Genomic DNA, 16,264 nt, shown 5'->3' with positions numbered 1-16,264 from the left:
GGCGAGTTCGTTATCGACAAGAAAAGGAGGTCAACCCGATTGGATTACTGCACACCGATTCACCGTAAGGATGGTTATAGCTATGCATTTTGATTAGGTTTGCGTAGATGTCTATAGAGATTTGGTTACAGTTCTTTACCCTGAAAAGCGTGCAGGTTTGGATTGCCGAAACCCTTGCTATACCGTAGGGTGGGCATTGCCCACCAGCCAAAATTTCAGTACCATTCAACATAAGATCAACAGGCAGAGCATCCTCAAGGACATTCCCTTCTCAGACTTGGGAACGAGGCTAACGAGGCTAGGCTACGCCCCAAATAAAAGTAACCAAATCGGTAAGGTAAGTAAAAGTCCTATCGAACCAACCGCCAGTGCTGTCACAGTTAACTCGCGATCAAGTTCATACACTTCCGCGATGACTAAAGTGGCAAAGGCTGGCGGCATTGCCATTTGCAGGACGATCGCTAACTGCGGCTTACCAACTATGCCAAACTGTGATAACGCTATCCCTAACACCAAGGGAATCAGTAACATTTTAATCCCCAGACCCACCCCCGCTTGTTTAACTTTGCGCCAAGACGCCAACTGACTCAAGCGCATACCAATCAGAACCAGTGAAAGGGCGATCGCACTCCAGGCAAATTTTTCCATTCCCGCCTCCAGCCATCCTGGTAACGGAACCTGACGCAACCCCAATCCGATGCCCATACTCCACAGCGCCGGATTAATCACCAGCGATCGCACTAACTGCCCATGACTCTTCTCCCCCTGACCAAAACGTGCCGCTAATACTACCCCTAAACCATAAGCACCCAGTAACGTTCCCAGCATGTCATAAAATAGCGCCCAACCAAAATAGTTTTTTCCCAACAAGGTTAGATTAACGGGAAACCCCAAATACCCTGTATTTCCCACCATCGACGCCAGCAAAAAACTCCCTTGAGTCGGTTGAGTCCATTCAGATGGAGTATCATTTGTCAAGCCCTTATTCGCGGCAAACTTCCCGCCACCCTTAATCCAAAACCAAGCCAATCCTGCACCCAACAAAATCGCCACCCAAGCCGCGATCGGGGCAATCCAAATCTTTCCCGATAGATCCGCACCCCGCAGAAACGTAATAATACTGATAGGAACTCCAATCCAGAACAGAAATTGACCAATAAAGGTTGGTATCCACCGGGGCATCAAACGCCCCAACACCCATCCGAGTAGCACACCACCTCCTAGCTGGAGGTAAAGTTGGAACAAGGGTCGTAAACGCTCTGGATCTAGGCTGGGCATTAGATAATGATCAAACAGACAACGGTTTTGATGATAAGTCAGTCTCCAAGAAAAGAAATTGGCACAGACTACATAAGTGAAGTTGCCAACCTTTAGCCGAATGACACTGAATTAAGGCTGGTGGGCATTGCCCACCCTACGGGATATCAAGGGTTTTGGCGATTCCAAAATGCTTATTTAGTGCCATTGAACTTAAGCCAAATGACAGTATCAGTAGTACGCTCAGGAGTGGAGTTTTGAATACCCCCGATTTTCCAGGAGAACCCGTCAACCTATCCGAATCAACAGAGGAGGATATTCCCGTAGCCGTCAGGGATACACCCGACACCCGACAGCGATCGCGGTGGCAGCCGTTCCTGATTATCCTGGCAGTATTAGGAGGCGGCGCGATCGTTTTGGCACTAATCCTATCCTCGTCCACTTCACAATCCCCTCAAACGGTTACGGCTTCCCCACAACCTACGACAACGGATACCTCCACCCCAGCTACTCCAGAAGAGAGTGAGAGTGAGAACGACGTTGATAATCTTCTCGGACACCTCCCCTACGAAGAAGCCCCCCTATCTGAACTCGAACCCATTACTTCAGATGGTCGGATTCAACTCCGGGAAGCAGCGGCGAAGAAATTTAAAGCGATGAGGGCAGCCGCTCAAGCCGATGGCATCGTATTAGTCGCAATATCCGGCTATCGTACTCAGCAACAACAGCAGCATCTCTTTTTTGACATCAAAGCCCAACGGGGACAAGTGGCGACACAACGGGCTGAAGTCAGTGCGCCTCCCGGTTACAGCGAACATCACACCGGTTATGCCGTCGATATTGGCGATGGCAGAACACCCGCCACAAATCTGAACACCAATTTTGAGAATACGGCGGCGTTTAAGTGGCTGGAAAAGAATGCCGCGTACTATAGCTTTGAGTTATCCTTTCCCAAAGGAAATCCCCAAGGTGTGAGTTATGAACCATGGCACTGGCGCTTTGTTGGTGATCCAGATAGTTTAGAAACTTTCTACAAAGCCCAACATTTGGATCGTCCTGATTCCGAACCGTCTCCTTCGTCCTCAGAACCAGAGGATGACTCTAGTACCAAAGAACAGGGAACAGAGAATAAAGAACGGGGAATAGAGAACGGGGAATAGAGAACCGAGAAAGGTTGTTGTAGTGCGAGCGTCTCGCTCGCTATTTTGTATGGGTTTTTATCCTAAGAGGGAACAGGATGGAAAGACTAAAACGTATAATTGGGGAGTTATCCAGTCATGGCTGATAATCCGATCACTCAGCAAGATGATACTATTCCTGAAGAGGACTGGCGTGTTGCTCATACTAGGATAGAGGAAAAGCTGCGCCGGAATGCCCAAACTCAGCAGGGTTGGACGTTAATGGATTCTGCGACTCTGGTTGACGCGGCAAAATTGTTAGGTGAATCCGATGCTCCACCTCCTACTCCTGAAGAGTTACAGATAAGCGATGGTGAAAGCCCTCGCGATTCATCCGAGGGATGAAACCGAATTTCGACAAGCTCAATTGCCGCGAAGCGTCTAGCCCAGCAACTTTAGTTGCAAGTCTTAGTTAACTTGTGCTATAATTTTATCATGAGTCTAACACGATAAAATGATTGTCTACGAGGGTAAGTTAAAAGGAAAAGACTACCAGTACAGGAGGCTCGATGAAGCCATCCGTACTGGTTTGTTTATCCGTAACGCTTGCCTTCGCTATTGGGAAGATGGTCATGCTAAGAACCGCAATGATTTGTACAAGCATTGTACGATTCTTGGTAAAAACAAAGAGTTCCCCTGGGCGGGGAAGCTGAACTCTCAAGCCCGACAAGCCATGTCAGAGCGTACCTGGGCAGCTATTTCAAGATTCTTTGATAACTGCAAAAACCAGATCAAAGGAAAGAAGGGGTATCCCAGGTACAAGAAAAACCGCCCTAATCATGGGTCTGTAGAGTATAAAACATCCGGCTGGAAGCTGTCAGAGAATCGTGATTCAATCACATTCACTGATGGGTTTAAAGCCGGGACATTTAAGCTCTATGGAACCCGTGACTTAAACTACTACCAACTCAGTCAAATCAAACGAGTTAGGGTAGTACGTCGAGCCGATGGTTACTACGTTCAGTTCTGTATTGATCATGATAGGACAGAGGACAGGGGACCAACGGGCAATACTGTAGGATTAGATGTTGGGTTGAACCATTTCTACACCGACTCTAACGGACAGACAGTTGACAATCCAAGATTTCTGAGGAAATCGGAAAAACAACTTAAGCGTCTCCAGAAGCGAGTATCTAAGAAGTTCAAGAAGGGTCAACCTCAATCTAATAACTACAAAAAGGCTAAACAGAAGTTAGCTAAGAAACACTTAAAAGTCAGTAGGCAGCGTAAAGACTTTGCAATAAAGGCGGCATTGTGCGTAGTCCAGTCTAACGACTTGGTAGCTTATGAGGACTTGCAAGTGCGGAACATGGTCAAAAATCACCACCTGGCTAAATCAATTAGTGATGCAGCTTGGTCTGAGTTTAGACGTTGGCTTGAGTATTTTGGCAAAGTATTTGGTGTAGCAACAATTGCCGTTAAACCTCACTACACCTCTCAAAATTGTTCTAATTGCGGTTGCGTCGTAAAGAAAGCGCTTTCAACGCGAACACACAAATGTAAGTGCGGATTTGTTTTAGATCGTGATTGGAATGCTGCAATAAACATACTCAAGGAAGCACTTCGTACTGTAGGGCATACAGGAACATTCCTCCGAATACTGGATAAACGCTTCGGGACAACTCGCCCTCTTCTGTATTGATGAAAATCAATACTCTAAGGTGATTGGATGAACGAAGAATCCCCCGCGTTTTTAACCGGGGGAGTGTCAAGTTGGCTTAGGGACAATTTGCTCGAACACCAGCAAGCTGTGGAAAAACTTATCAAATTAATTGATTCTTTATTAAATCGCTGAATCAAAAGTCCAATATCAGATAGCACTACGCATTGAGGTTAGGACAATAACATTAAGTGAAAAGGCAACAGGCAACAGGCAACAGGCAACAGGCAACAGGTAAATGTCCTAACGTATCTTCGTAGTACTATAACTGTAAAGACTTCCTTGAGCTTGTCACCGATAACCTATCAATCAAATCCGCTCTAATCCAAATAATAAGATTCCAATATCACTAGAAGTTAATCTTGTCAATGGCAAACCGTTAAAATTTTAAAATCAACCCTAACAAAACGCATTTTTATATCAACTTATGCAGCAAACCACTCTCAATGTAATTGCCATTGGCATCTTTGGCATGACCCTTTCTGCCCTACTGACTCCAATTTTTAATATTCCGCCAGCGATTCCCGCCTTGGCAACATTTGGAATTTTGGGATTAGTTACGGTAGACAGTCTCAGCTTTCAAGGTAAAGGTACAACGGTACTATTAGATTGGTTAGCCCAGAGGCGCAGTGACTATCGCGATCGCATTCTGCACCATGAAGCGGGTCATTTCCTGGTGGCTTACCTGTTGGGGATTCCGATCAGGGGGTATACGCTGACAGCCTGGGAAGCCTTGAAGCAGGGACAACCGGGTGCGGGTTTAGGTGGCGTGCAATTTGATACTCAGCAACTCTCACCGAATCCCCTTGCCATTGGCGAAATGCGATTGACTCTGGATCGGTTCTGTACCGTTTGGATGGCAGGAATTGCGGCGGAAACCCTGGTTTATGGTGAAGCGGAAGGCGGAATTGACGATTGCCAAAAATTAAAAGAAGCTTTGAGATTATTTAAACGTCCTGCTGGCGAATTGACTACTAAACAGCGCTGGGCGATGCTGCAAGCCCAAACAATGTTACAGGACAACTGGAAAGCTTACGAAGCCCTTGTTAAAGCTATGGCAGAACGGACATCCGTAGGCGACTGCTACCGTTTGATTCAAGATCATTACCACCATGCAGAGACGTAGCATCCTACGTCTCTTGATTAATAAAGTGTGTCATCACTGTAAAGCACCTGGTTCGTTCCTTTGGCTTTAGCACGCAAAAGATTATGATCCGCCCGTTTGACGAGGCTTTCGCCTTTGTGGTCATCTGAAGCCTTGAGAGAAGCAATGCCAACGCTAATCGTAATCTCGATCGCGATCGTACCATCTACATTAAACGGTTGCTCGTTGATCTGATATCGTAGGCGTTTGGCGACAATTTTAGCTTCCTCGCCATTGGTTTGATTGAGAACCACTAAAAACTCTTCGCCGCCATACCGAAACAATGTATCCTGTAGGCGCAGATTATGCTGGAGTCTAGTTGAGAGCAACTGTAAAACGCGATCGCCAACCTGATGTCCATAGGTATCATTCACGGATTTGAAATGATCCACATCCATCATAATCACACTCAGATCCGTGATGTAGGTGCGGGCATTTTGAATTTGCCGGGGTAACTCCCATTCCATCGCCCGACGATTATTCAGTTCGGTTAAGGGATCAGCCAGAGCCAAGGTGGAGAGAACATCATTGGTTTGCAGCAGTTTTTGGTAGAACTGCACACTGCGCCATCCGGCTAGGATATGGGCTTTCAGAAGCCGATATTCTGCCAATGCACTTCCTGGATCTCCTGTTGGGGTGCAAGTCAAGGGTAAGTAAGCATCTGCACCGCCTTCTAGGGCTTCAGCACAAATAATTTGTTCCCGACGCGGATCAGCGGCTTGACCTTCATTCAAGGAATAAGACGGGTCATTAATTAAAATGCAATACGTCCAGCTTAACTGTAGCTGTTCTTTAACCTGCTTACACAGTTCCAAACTCCCATTTTGGGTTGCCTGTACGATTAAAATTGCGTATTGTTTAGCTTGAACCTTACTCAGAGCCTCTTCTGGATTGGCAGACGACTCCACCTTGCCAGACGTAATCGTGCGAATCTGGTCAAGGAACGTCTTAAGGAATTGTGAATTTCCCACGATTAATACAGAAGCGTCCATTTTGGGATGTAGCTCGACAAGAGCTGAGACATTGACCCTGTGCACCTGATGTCAAAACGTTTTCTACCAGAAGTTGAAGCTTTGGCAGGGGATTTCCCCTCTCTATCTAGAGTAGACTGTTTTCCGGGCTAAGAACAGTGGTATATGTGCTGCATCTGAAACTTGCGGCGAACCTCTTGAGGGTTGCCACCCTGGATTGGATGCGATAAGGAGTTCGAGTATAACCCATTTCTCCTGACTTCTACATTAACTTATCGTGCCTTGGAGCCTTCTGCCTTGGAGCCTTGTCTCCACCAATAGTATAAGTATTCAACCGGACATGATATCACCCCACCCAAATCAACGATTCAGATGGGGATAAATACGGCAAAACCTCAGTCGGTGAAACACCTTCTGAGGAACCTTTGTTGGGAACACACTGAGTTAGGGGATTACTTCTTTTGTTTGAGCTGTTTCAAGATTGAACCGATACCCAGGGAACCAATAGCGATCAAGCCGCCGATTGTACCGGGTTCAGGAACCTCGGTTGCCGTAAACACAGCACCAGAGAATTTCAGATCCTCGTCTATTGTCTCATCTGCATCGAGTTTTGCCTGAACTTGATCAACGGTAGTATTGTTGATTTGGAAGGTGATATTGCCCTGACCTTCAGAGATATCGTTAGAGGCACTGGTAAAGAATCCAGAAATTGCCACGTCTACGGCTACGTTAGCACCACTATCTTTTAGATCGTAGGTAGCCGTTTCCAGGGTGAAAATACTTTCGCCATCTGTGATGGGGTCTACATCACCTGGGAAAAAACCAACAACACCGGGAATTGGAGTGTTACCCAAGTCAAGAAAAGGAGTCTCTGCTGACAGGGGAGTAAACGAGAGAATACTACCTATGTTTGCCGAATTGAATACTTCAAAACTGGGATCACTACTCGTAATCGAAACTGGAGTGACGGGTTGGGGACTAAAGGTGAGGGAGTTCTTGCTGAATTTGACTATACTTTGGTCACTACCAAACGCACCAGAAGCTAACTGAAACTTACCAGTCAACGCAATGGCGTTTGCTTCACCAGCATTAGTCAACACACCAGCAGCGACTAGGGGTATTGTAGCCAACGAGCCAAGAATTGCTTTTTTCATATTATGGGGTACTCCTGTTGTTACTGCAAAATTTAGGGGACTGAGGGATTGCTAAGGGAAGCAGGGATATATTTCGATTTTCCTTTCCTCAAATTAACGTCTTGTTACTTAAGCTGTCTATAGTTACCTGTAAGGATTTGATGAACTCTTTACAAAGTTTTCATGAAGCTTTGCCTAAGTCTGGGCAATAAGATAATAGAAGTCAAGCATGACAGCTTAGAGGGTGTTTACTATAATTCCTATGTCAACTTCTAACCAACATTGGCTGAGTCTGATAGCGTGGCTATCCCTTACATCGGAGATGATATATATTGAGTAATGTAAATATCCTACCTTAATTGTATTACAGCCAGTGTGACTGTCATCACTCTTAAGTTCAATTTGACGATTCTCTCCCTTGAGAGCCACCAACGATAAAGCGATCGCGCCTTCATTTTCTCCAAAGGGGCGATCGCATCATGCGTCTCAAGGTTTGACGGTAGCTTTATATACAAAAAATTGGGGGTCTTGCTTTTGTTGTCCCCAATGTTTTTGTGTTTGAGCCAAAGGCTCTAGCTTATTGTCTTAAGCCTTGTTCTTTTTGCCAGCGCGGGTCAGAGCTAAGGAACCAGCGACTACTCCCAAACCAAGCATTGTGGCAGGTTCAGGAACAGAAGCGGTAGTAAATGCAGCACCAGAGAATGAAGCATTCACCATGCCATCTTGATTGAGAACTAAGTCTTCGATATCATCAGCGTCAGCGTCATTAACTTGGAAAGTTAGGTTACCTGCACCGTCAGATAACATACCGTCGGCACTGATAAACTGTCCGAAAACAGATAGATCAATAGCTACATTATCACCACTTTGGCTAAATGTGTAGTCACCAACACTTGTTAGATTGAATACATTCAAGCCATCTCCAGGACTACCAGGAAAGCTAGCTTCCAAGTCTAAAAAGGGATTGTTTGCGGTAGCATCATCCAAGTCTATGTCGCTGATGATAGCAGCATCAAAAGCTGTAAAGCTTTCTGTTTGAAGGGTAAGAGCAATGTCACCTGGATCAGAGAAATCTACTTCATCCATAGAAATTTCAGCAGTAGTGAAGACGCTACTGAAATTAAATTGACCAGTTAACGCAGCAGCACTTGCCGCGCCAGCGTTAGCCAACACACCAGCAGCCGCTAGGGGCAGTACAGCGAGTGAACCTAAAATTGCTTTTTTCATGAAATATACTCCTAATGACAGATCGATTGCGTGGTACTTAAGGAGTCTTGAGCCTGTGAGACTCTGACATTCAGATTACTTTTCTTTCCTTAAGCTAACTTCATACTACTCGACATGTCTAGGAGTATCCATAAAGCTATGATGAACTTTCTGTAAAGTTTTCATGAAGTTTTGTCCAAGGAGGCGAGACATCCTGCTATCGCGGGATTCCTTGGGATTAACGCTTCCTGGGGGTTAGAGATTTTTAATACTACACCAGTGACTGCACGCTTTGTGTGTGGATGCTTTACTTAAGCTAACAAAACTTTGTCAAGATCAGTTAAAGACCACTAATAGAGATTTTAGCTTAAATCGGCGAAAAGCTTATACCTGGGCTTTGAGTAAGAGTGGGTTTGGTCGCAATGTTATTAATTATACCTTTATTGAACGGCTAAACCAGCCTCTATCAGTCTCCTATAGTCACACGATCGCGAAAATACTCCTGATACAACTGACAGCTTACTACGACGCGATCGCCAACCCAACGCACTAATCCGAAACTGTGCAGCTTCACCATCTGGATTGGATCAAGTTCCACAGCATCATTTGCCTTAAGCACCTGCTGATAAGTAACCGCTAAATCTGGATACTGGCGCAGCCTCCATAAGTGGTGATGGAGGTGCTTCCCATAGATTCCTGTATCCGTCGCTACAGTTTCTCCGACCGATTTGAAACTCACCTGATGCTTTGCCATTTCATAGAACATCAAACGCACCAAATAGGGAAACCCCCCCACTAACCGCATAAGCTGATCCAGTTCCTGGGATGATAAATAGAGTCGATGACGCTTTGCCAACTCGTAGACTTGTTCACGAGTAAACGGGGATAACTGAATCCCTAACCCCACAGTCAACAGCGATTGATAGGTATGAAACCAACGATAACCCTCAGAGGAATGAACTAACACCAAGCGCAGGTTGGAAAAGACAGGGATATCTTTGGTATCCTCTTGCCAGGAGTGTAATAATGCCAAAAAGTCTGCCGCGATCGCCGGATACTCGAAGACTTGATTCACCTCATCAATGGCAATAACCAACGGGCGATCGCTTTGTGCAAGCAAGTATTCCTGGAAATAAAGTGTGCAGCTAACCAAACTGCCCATATCTTCATCCCAATACTCATCCAGTTTCGGTTCTAGCCGAAGCTGTCGTGTCACATTGACACAAAGCCAGCGCAAAAAAGTCGTGATCGCACTAAACACTGAACTCTCTGCCTGATTTAAACTTAATCGTACCGTCCGATAGTTCTGGTTTCTCGCATCAGCCAGAATTCTTGCCATTAACGAGGTTTTCCCCATCTGCTGAGAACCCTGCAAACGCAGGATAGTGGCGGGTTGGCGGATTTGCTGACAGCCGTCTGATTCTATAGGCGATCGCTCTATATAATAGATAGAGTTCAACGGAACTTGTCCCTCTGGTACGTCTAAGGCAACAAACTGCCGAGGTTTCAGCGACTTAGCCGTTGTCAAACCCTTGTCACTGAACAGAATTCGTTCGAGTACCGAGCGAAAATTCGTCTTATTAACTTTTTCCCCGCAGGCGTTTGAGAGTAAGTGCCATAACTTCGGCGCGACGCCTTGCTTAATATAGTTGGCAGAATAACCATTCTCCTCAGCAATCTGGTCATACGTCTGAGGTTCATCCTGCCATGATGCCCACAGAATCGCTTTTTGAATATAACTTAGTGAATGACCAGTCTTGGCAACCAGGAACGTATCAATGCATTCCAATACCTGGTCAATTGGACGATGCCCCTGTTTAACCATCCTATCTATACCTTCTCAGTCTGTAGCGCCATTACCGTTTAGGACATGTCACGCCTTGTCAATTCATATAAGTTCATAAAATTTAGACGCGGATGACTCCCTCAACTTATCAGTTTAGTATATTGACAATTATAGGCTTTTATGCATTAAGCCAAACTAGACGTGAATAAATGGTGACCTGTCTCTGACCAAGATATCAACTTTATATATTGACAAATCTAAAAATTTGAATAGTTTAGTAACTCTGCAACATCCTATTGAGTTTGTCAACCCTCTTATTTAAAGAGTCTGTAAATTTTTGGGGACAGGGATTAAAGATTAGATAAAGCTTCGCTATTCAGCCGCACAAATTTTATATCAAATTTATATATTGTTGATAGAGATTAAATTTGGCATCATCAAAAGTATAGATGGTAGGTTGTGAAACACCATAAAATTTATTCCTCAGTGTAACGGGGATAGGCTGGAAGAGAGGTCGCTGGTATTGATCCGCATTCTTGGCTAAAGCTATTAACTAAAAATCGCTTTGGATTTGAGTGATTGTTAAGGCGTCGTAGCGAACAGCTCAATTTTTCGGGGAGAGTTCCCGGAAGCATTATCCTTGTATAGAAAATGGATTTAGATATCATGAAAATCCTTGTCGTTGAAGATAACTTAGACTTTGCCGAAGCGTTATGGGAATGTCTCACGTTTGAAGGCTATATCGTCGATGTAGTCACAAACAGTGTAGCGGCTTGGGAAAGGGCAGTAATCACGGAGTACGACTTGGTACTTTCTGATATCGAGCTTCCCCAACTGGATGGGATAAGTTTGTGTAAAAAATTGCGTGATCATGGCTATCGTTCACCTATATTCCTAATGACAGGTTTAGAACGAGATTTGCCAATAATCTTGACGAATGAAGCCAACGCTAATGCTTATTTTTTCAAACCCTTTAGTTTCCAAGAGTTATTAAAGCGGATTCAATCCCACTGTCTCTGTTGCTAAGTCAAATGTGTTCGGGGAGGAGTGAGTGGCTTTCTGTAGTGCTGATCCAAAAACGTCTTGATCAGTAGGTTTGTGGCAATCAAGCCAACTCTATTAGCTTCTGTAAATAGTCCTCAAACCCTGACATAAATGTAGCTTGCTTCTTTTCGGGAACAAGTATGACAAATGACAATATTTAAAGTCAACCCTTAAAAACCCTTTCAATTATCATGTGCATCACAGGTTCTCTGGCTGATTTTTCTCTACCCCAAGTGTTTTGCTTACTGGAAACCGGACATCAAAGCGGTTTGCTAACGCTACATCCTGAGGGTACGGATCATACGTCCTCGAATCAAGCGTATTATATCTGGGTGTATCGGGGACAGCTTGTGGGGATGGCAAATTTGTTAGATCATCAAGGGTTAGTCTCCTTAATTGCCCAACAGCGCTGGCTCAAGGATACCTGTCCATCCAGTCTTTTTGCTAAATTGACCCGATTATGTCCTCAGCATCAACCTTTGGGTTCTTATCTGAAAAAACAAGGTATTTTAACCAACCAACAACTCAAGTGGCTATTCCAAGTTCAAGTTCTCCAGCCCTTATGCAATGCATTTCAACTTAAAGCAGGTCATTTTAGGTTTGATCATCATGTACCGCTACCGACAATAGAAATGACAGGTTTGAGTATATCAGCGACACTCGCCACATTGATGGGACTGAGAAATTTGCCAAGCTGGGATGCTTTGGCAGATCACTTACCTGATCCGGATATGGGTTTAGCCAGTTTAGGGACAGATCAGTCTGAGTTTCCGTTAAATGACCTAGAGTGGCAAGTGTGGACCTATACGGATTGCATGGTATCTCTCAACTCCATCGCCCAATACCTACAACTTCCTCTGAAAACGGTACAGCAGATTGCTTTTCGCTTAATTGCGATCGGTTTGGCCCAAGAGATGTCTCTAGCGGTAGAGGATGAGTATACCCCAGCCATCGAGTCTCAATCATCAGGGTTATACCAAGATTCCTATCGGGAAGTTGTGAGTTATTCGTTTCTGCAACATTTACTAGGATTTTTAGTCCCTAAAGCCTCTTAGTGACTTAAGGTGAATGGCACGACTTTAGAGTTTGTAGTCAGCGATGCAAGCGCTTCTGGCACGCTTCGTGCCTACTGGACTGACACAGCTAAAATTGTGGAATAGATTTGACGTTTAAACCGGGCGCAAGGATGGTGCCCCTACAATTCTAATCCACCAAATAAGGTGTGCCACGCCACTACTACGAAACCAGCTTAAGTCAGCGACATTCGACTTAAGGTTGGTGGGCAATGCCCACCCTACGATATATTAAGAGGCTTCCAGACGTAGCATGCTACGTCTCTACATTGCTTCCCCTACTTTAACGCTGATGCCGACGACGCGATCGATAAGAGGTGCGAACCCGCCGAATCAGTGTCAATCCTAGGAAATAACTACAAATTCCGCCAACCATCCCTACGGTAAAGCAGCCGACAAATAGCGTCCAGATAATCTCAGATCCTAACGCCTTGAACTCCTGCCAAGATCCGAGGCTAATATCGGTTAAGCTATTTTTCTGGAGTAGCCATTTCCCCAGATGAAAGTTAAATGCATAAATCGGCACATAAGTCAAGGGGTTACTCACCCAAGTACCAGCCGCCGCGATAATTTTATTGCCACGAAAGATCAGCGCTAGACATATCCCTAAAATCGTTTGTAGTCCAAATAGGGGAAACAGTCCTGCAAACACACCACAGGCTAAACCGCGTGCGATCGCCTCTGGGGGTCCTTGTAGACGAATCAAGCGCCAGTAACAGTATTGTAAGCGCCGTCGGAAACTGGGTCTGACTTTGCGGTTGCGATCAGGGGAAGGACGAATGGGTGCAGGTTTAACCTCTGATGATGAACGGTGGGGAGGAGTTTGCAGGGAATTTCTAGACGACATACAGGCTAGAGCAGAAACAGTTACAGCAAGGGCGGCATAAGATAATACACTCATCCTAACCGACCTGTGCGATCGCGATCGAGTTCCATTCGTTGTCCAAAGTCCAAGAAGTAGTCGGACTGTCATTAAAGTTAACGGTTGAGATTAGGGAACAGGCAACAGGTAACAGGCAACAGTAAGGGTTTGAGGCTTGTTAACATTTCTTAGTACAGCGTACAGAAGTTATGTCCAGGTACTTAGTCCTTTGTGATTAAGTCCTCTTGCATAATTGATCATTATTTAGATCAGATAGTAATCGGTGAATCCACATAAATCGTCGGTTCATTCATTTTAAAGTTAATTCCATAGGCAAGTAACTGTTTGGAAATTTTATCATTAGCGAGTTCCAATAGGCGCTTACGTAATTGAATAGAGTTTTCGCTTGATCCAAGGATAAAAAAGGTGACTCTAGCCCGCGTGGAGTTCTCCTCCGGTGAGGGAATTAGGGTAATATTTGTACTGCCCGGATCAATGCCAAATAAAGAATTCGTACTATCGGCAATAATTTGCTGAACTAAAGCTTTTTCTCGTTCTTCCAGAAGTTGAGAAAAGTCCAAATAGAGTAACACCATCACTTTCTTGCCTCGGGTCACATTTTCGATTTCCCAATTTGCCATCGTTGAATTCGGAACAATCAAAAGTGTGCTTTTCGCCGCCGTGCGAATTTTTGTAGACCGCAAGCCAATCGATTCAACTCGACCAAACACTCCATCCGGTAAGCGAACATATTCTCCGGGAATAAAGGGACGGTCTAAATAAAGGACAATTGTCCCCAAAAGCTGTTCCAATGTCTTTTGTGCTGCAAAGGCGATCGCAATACCGCCAATCCCAAAACTGGCAAGTAAGCCGACTAAATTGACCTGTTGACTTTGAGCAAAAGCGACCACAGCAATAAATCCGATAATCACATTCGCTAATGTCTCAAAAACCAGCAGCAACTCATCAACTTCTCGACCGAGTTTCCGCACTAATCCGATCCCATAGACTCGCACAAACTGGCGAAATAAGCGAGAGGCTAACCACGCCACACTCACGGTTACGGCTAAATCCATAAAGGGACGAAGGAAGTCATGCAGTCCCGGATACACCTCCAGCCAAGCCAGTGAAAATGAGAGTAAGATTAACGTGCCAGCAAATTTAAACGCTTGTTGGAGTGGAGCGATTAAATTATCATAAATTTCCGTTCCTAGCTGAAGTGAAAATCGGTGAATAATCCAGCTTACCAGAATCGGCGTGTATCGACCTGCCAAAACAGAGAGAAGCGCAAATATCAGGAAAATAACATAGTTGGGCAGATTTAAGGAGTACACAAACAGAGAAACATCACTAATCGTGTTAGGTATATCAGTTAACTTCATCAGCGAGTACGGCTACTTTAGAAATCAGAATGGCTAGTACAAGAAGGCAGAAGTCCGAAGGCAGATGGCAGAAGGCTATAAGGAACCCATGGTAGCTGCTTTTAAGGAGCTTGTTAACTGGTTAGTTATTTCTGCCGTGCTGCGCTAGATGGACAGGACATAGCGCATCTGTATTTTATATAATACAGCGCGATGGCGTGTAAGTGAGGTACACAGACAGATCCCCGACTTCTTGGAGAAGTCGGGGATCTTGCGGAGAAGACGGTACCTCATTAACCACCAAATCTGCCTCTTCCTTCCACCACAACACTTATTCAGAATGCCCTACTTAGATCGTAATCGGTGAATCCACATTAATGGTTTGTTCTTCGATGTCAAAGGCAATACCATATTCCTTGAGTTGCTTGGTGATATTTTGTTTGGCGATATCCAGGACTTGACGCCGCAACTCCATCGAGAACTCACCGGAACCCAGGATAAAAAAGTTAATTTGAGCTTCCGTCATTCCTGGAGATCCATCTTGGATAATATCTTTAAACGTAACATCTGTACTGCGAGAGTCAATCCCAAAAATATCAATCGTGCTTTCTAAGATAACTTGGCGAATCAGCGATTTTTCTTGGTCGGGCATCGGACGATAGAAAATTAATGAGATAATTGAAATTACCTTCTTAGCACCCGTGAAGTTTTCGATACTGACCTGAGTTAGAGAACTATTGGGAATCACCATTAATGTCCCTTTCCCAGAGGTGCGGATTTTGGTAGACCGCAGTCCAATGGATTCGACTCTGCCAAATGTACCATCGGGTAGACCGATATAATCATCGACGACAAAGGGACGGTCAATATAAATTACAATCCCACCCAGTAACTGTTCCAGGGTTTTTTGTGCCGCAAACGCCACCGCCAATCCACCAATTCCCAAACTTGCCAACAATCCAAAAATATTGATTTGATGGGTTTGGGCAAAGATAATGATGATGGTGACAATAATCAGTAAATTGACAACCAGTTTGGAAAGGAGTAATAATTCACTATTAACCTTGCGTCCACTTTGCAGGGTAGCGTTTAACAGATAGGCATCAAAAAACCGCTTGAATAAGCGAGAGCCTAACAAACTGGCGGTAATTGCTAAGGCGAGGCTGATGGGAAGTTCCATCAGTTTGATAAACTCTCGTCTGGCATAAGCGAGAAAAATAATATCGGTTAAGGTGAGACTCAGGACTAACCCCAGTAATTCTTTTTCCGGTTGAATCACCTTAGGATAGAGATCCTTGAACCGTTCTAGCAGCGAACCCAGCCAGCGAAAGGCAAACAAACCGCCCGCGATCGCAAAAATCCCGGCAAGGGCGAGTAAGATAAATGTTTTCAGGAAATCGAAATCCAGTAATTCGGGTAAGGCATCCAGCATTCGGGATACTCCAATTTGTGGTCAGTCTCCTAGCCGCTTCTTGACTCTGGCAGGAGTCGGAGATTTAATGGCGTTATCGGTAGGGCTAGGATTAGTTATTATATCTGATGGTTATCTCAGTTGACGAATACTTGTTACTCACCCGGTTCTCAACAAG

At 44.8% G+C, this 16,264-nt stretch carries 14 protein-coding genes; 6 read left to right on the top strand and 8 right to left on the bottom strand.

Annotated features, from left to right (window positions below):
- Positions 1-303: 303 nt before the first annotated feature.
- Positions 304-1,278 (bottom strand): AEC family transporter, encoded by a 975-nt coding sequence (locus RIE73_RS35935; protein ID WP_446405721.1) that lies wholly within the window; start codon positions 1,276-1,278, stop codon positions 304-306.
- A gap of 236 nt (positions 1,279-1,514) precedes the next feature.
- Between RIE73_RS35935 and RIE73_RS35930 the strand changes: the two genes are divergently transcribed.
- The 4 genes from RIE73_RS35930 (at position 1,515) to RIE73_RS35915 (ending at position 5,221) form a co-directional block, all read left to right on the top strand.
- Positions 1,515-2,417: a M15 family metallopeptidase gene (locus RIE73_RS35930; protein WP_446405722.1), complete on the top strand. Its 903-nt coding sequence runs from the start codon at positions 1,515-1,517 to the stop codon at positions 2,415-2,417.
- A gap of 117 nt (positions 2,418-2,534) precedes the next feature.
- Positions 2,535-2,780 (top strand): hypothetical protein, encoded by a 246-nt coding sequence (locus tag RIE73_RS35925; RefSeq protein ID WP_446405720.1) that lies wholly within the window; start codon positions 2,535-2,537, stop codon positions 2,778-2,780.
- Positions 2,781-2,889: 109 nt separating this feature from the next.
- Positions 2,890-4,077, top strand: coding sequence for an RNA-guided endonuclease InsQ/TnpB family protein (locus RIE73_RS35920; RefSeq protein ID WP_446405719.1), 1,188 nt, complete (start codon positions 2,890-2,892; stop codon positions 4,075-4,077).
- A gap of 445 nt (positions 4,078-4,522) precedes the next feature.
- On the top strand, positions 4,523-5,221 hold the full coding sequence (locus RIE73_RS35915) for an ATP-dependent Zn protease (protein WP_446405718.1): 699 nt from the start codon (positions 4,523-4,525) through the stop codon (positions 5,219-5,221).
- Between the two features lie 17 nt (positions 5,222-5,238).
- Here RIE73_RS35915 and RIE73_RS35910 read toward each other — a convergent pair whose 3' ends face one another.
- The 4 genes from RIE73_RS35910 to RIE73_RS35895 form a co-directional block, all read right to left on the bottom strand.
- Positions 5,239-6,231 (bottom strand): GGDEF domain-containing protein, encoded by a 993-nt coding sequence (locus RIE73_RS35910; protein WP_446405717.1) that lies wholly within the window; start codon positions 6,229-6,231, stop codon positions 5,239-5,241.
- Positions 6,232-6,662: 431 nt separating this feature from the next.
- Positions 6,663-7,364, bottom strand: coding sequence for a PEP-CTERM sorting domain-containing protein (locus RIE73_RS35905; RefSeq protein ID WP_446405716.1), 702 nt, complete (start codon positions 7,362-7,364; stop codon positions 6,663-6,665).
- Positions 7,365-7,928: 564 nt separating this feature from the next.
- The gene (locus tag RIE73_RS35900; RefSeq protein ID WP_446405715.1) at positions 7,929-8,570 is read right to left on the bottom strand and encodes a PEP-CTERM sorting domain-containing protein; all 642 of its coding nucleotides are present in this window, start codon (positions 8,568-8,570) and stop codon (positions 7,929-7,931) included.
- Positions 8,571-9,015: 445 nt separating this feature from the next.
- Positions 9,016-10,374 carry an AAA-like domain-containing protein gene (locus RIE73_RS35895; RefSeq protein ID WP_446405714.1) on the bottom strand — a complete coding sequence of 453 codons (1,359 nt, stop codon included), beginning with the start codon at positions 10,372-10,374 and terminating at the stop codon, positions 9,016-9,018.
- 627 nt (positions 10,375-11,001) lie between these two features.
- Here RIE73_RS35895 and RIE73_RS35890 point away from each other — a divergent pair.
- Positions 11,002-11,361: a response regulator transcription factor gene (locus RIE73_RS35890; RefSeq protein ID WP_446405713.1), complete on the top strand. Its 360-nt coding sequence runs from the start codon at positions 11,002-11,004 to the stop codon at positions 11,359-11,361.
- A 209-nt stretch (positions 11,362-11,570) separates the two neighbouring features.
- Entirely contained in the window at positions 11,571-12,434 is an 864-nt protein-coding gene (locus RIE73_RS35885) for a DUF4388 domain-containing protein (protein ID WP_446405712.1), read from the top strand.
- A gap of 301 nt (positions 12,435-12,735) precedes the next feature.
- Here RIE73_RS35885 and RIE73_RS35880 read toward each other — a convergent pair whose 3' ends face one another.
- From RIE73_RS35880 to RIE73_RS35870, 3 genes are all read right to left on the bottom strand, one after another.
- On the bottom strand, positions 12,736-13,425 hold the full coding sequence (locus RIE73_RS35880) for a DUF2062 domain-containing protein (protein WP_446405711.1): 690 nt from the start codon (positions 13,423-13,425) through the stop codon (positions 12,736-12,738).
- 158 nt (positions 13,426-13,583) lie between these two features.
- Complete coding sequence (locus RIE73_RS35875; protein WP_446405710.1) at positions 13,584-14,696, bottom strand: mechanosensitive ion channel family protein; 1,113 nt, start codon at positions 14,694-14,696, stop codon at positions 13,584-13,586.
- A 328-nt stretch (positions 14,697-15,024) separates the two neighbouring features.
- The gene (locus tag RIE73_RS35870; RefSeq protein ID WP_446405709.1) at positions 15,025-16,107 is read right to left on the bottom strand and encodes a mechanosensitive ion channel family protein; all 1,083 of its coding nucleotides are present in this window, start codon (positions 16,105-16,107) and stop codon (positions 15,025-15,027) included.
- Positions 16,108-16,264: the final 157 nt, after the last annotated feature.

The sequence above is a fragment of the Coleofasciculus sp. C1-SOL-03 genome (genome assembly GCF_040220555.1).
Classification (GTDB): Bacteria; Cyanobacteriota; Cyanobacteriia; order Cyanobacteriales; family Coleofasciculaceae; genus Coleofasciculus.
Note: the sequence above shows the minus strand (reverse complement) of the source record. Positions and strands in the feature narration are given on the sequence as shown.

Excerpts from the sequence above, each read along its gene's own strand:
- RIE73_RS35915 (WP_446405718.1), top strand. The coding sequence starts at position 4,523 with ATGCAGCAAACCACTCTCAATGTAATTGCCATTGGCATCTTTGGCATG.
- RIE73_RS35920 (WP_446405719.1), top strand. The coding sequence starts at position 2,890 with ATGATTGTCTACGAGGGTAAGTTAAAAGGAAAAGACTACCAGTACAGG.
- RIE73_RS35900 (WP_446405715.1), bottom strand. The coding sequence starts at position 8,570 with ATGAAAAAAGCAATTTTAGGTTCACTCGCTGTACTGCCCCTAGCGGCT.
- RIE73_RS35895 (WP_446405714.1), bottom strand. The coding sequence starts at position 10,374 with ATGGTTAAACAGGGGCATCGTCCAATTGACCAGGTATTGGAATGCATT.
- RIE73_RS35910 (WP_446405717.1), bottom strand. The coding sequence starts at position 6,231 with ATGGACGCTTCTGTATTAATCGTGGGAAATTCACAATTCCTTAAGACG.
- RIE73_RS35885 (WP_446405712.1), top strand. The coding sequence starts at position 11,571 with ATGTGCATCACAGGTTCTCTGGCTGATTTTTCTCTACCCCAAGTGTTT.
- RIE73_RS35870 (WP_446405709.1), bottom strand. The coding sequence starts at position 16,107 with ATGCTGGATGCCTTACCCGAATTACTGGATTTCGATTTCCTGAAAACA.
- RIE73_RS35925 (WP_446405720.1), top strand. The coding sequence starts at position 2,535 with ATGGCTGATAATCCGATCACTCAGCAAGATGATACTATTCCTGAAGAG.
- RIE73_RS35890 (WP_446405713.1), top strand. The coding sequence starts at position 11,002 with ATGAAAATCCTTGTCGTTGAAGATAACTTAGACTTTGCCGAAGCGTTA.
- RIE73_RS35905 (WP_446405716.1), bottom strand. The coding sequence starts at position 7,364 with ATGAAAAAAGCAATTCTTGGCTCGTTGGCTACAATACCCCTAGTCGCT.
- RIE73_RS35880 (WP_446405711.1), bottom strand. The coding sequence starts at position 13,425 with ATGACAGTCCGACTACTTCTTGGACTTTGGACAACGAATGGAACTCGA.
- RIE73_RS35935 (WP_446405721.1), bottom strand. The coding sequence starts at position 1,278 with ATGCCCAGCCTAGATCCAGAGCGTTTACGACCCTTGTTCCAACTTTAC.
- RIE73_RS35875 (WP_446405710.1), bottom strand. The coding sequence starts at position 14,696 with ATGAAGTTAACTGATATACCTAACACGATTAGTGATGTTTCTCTGTTT.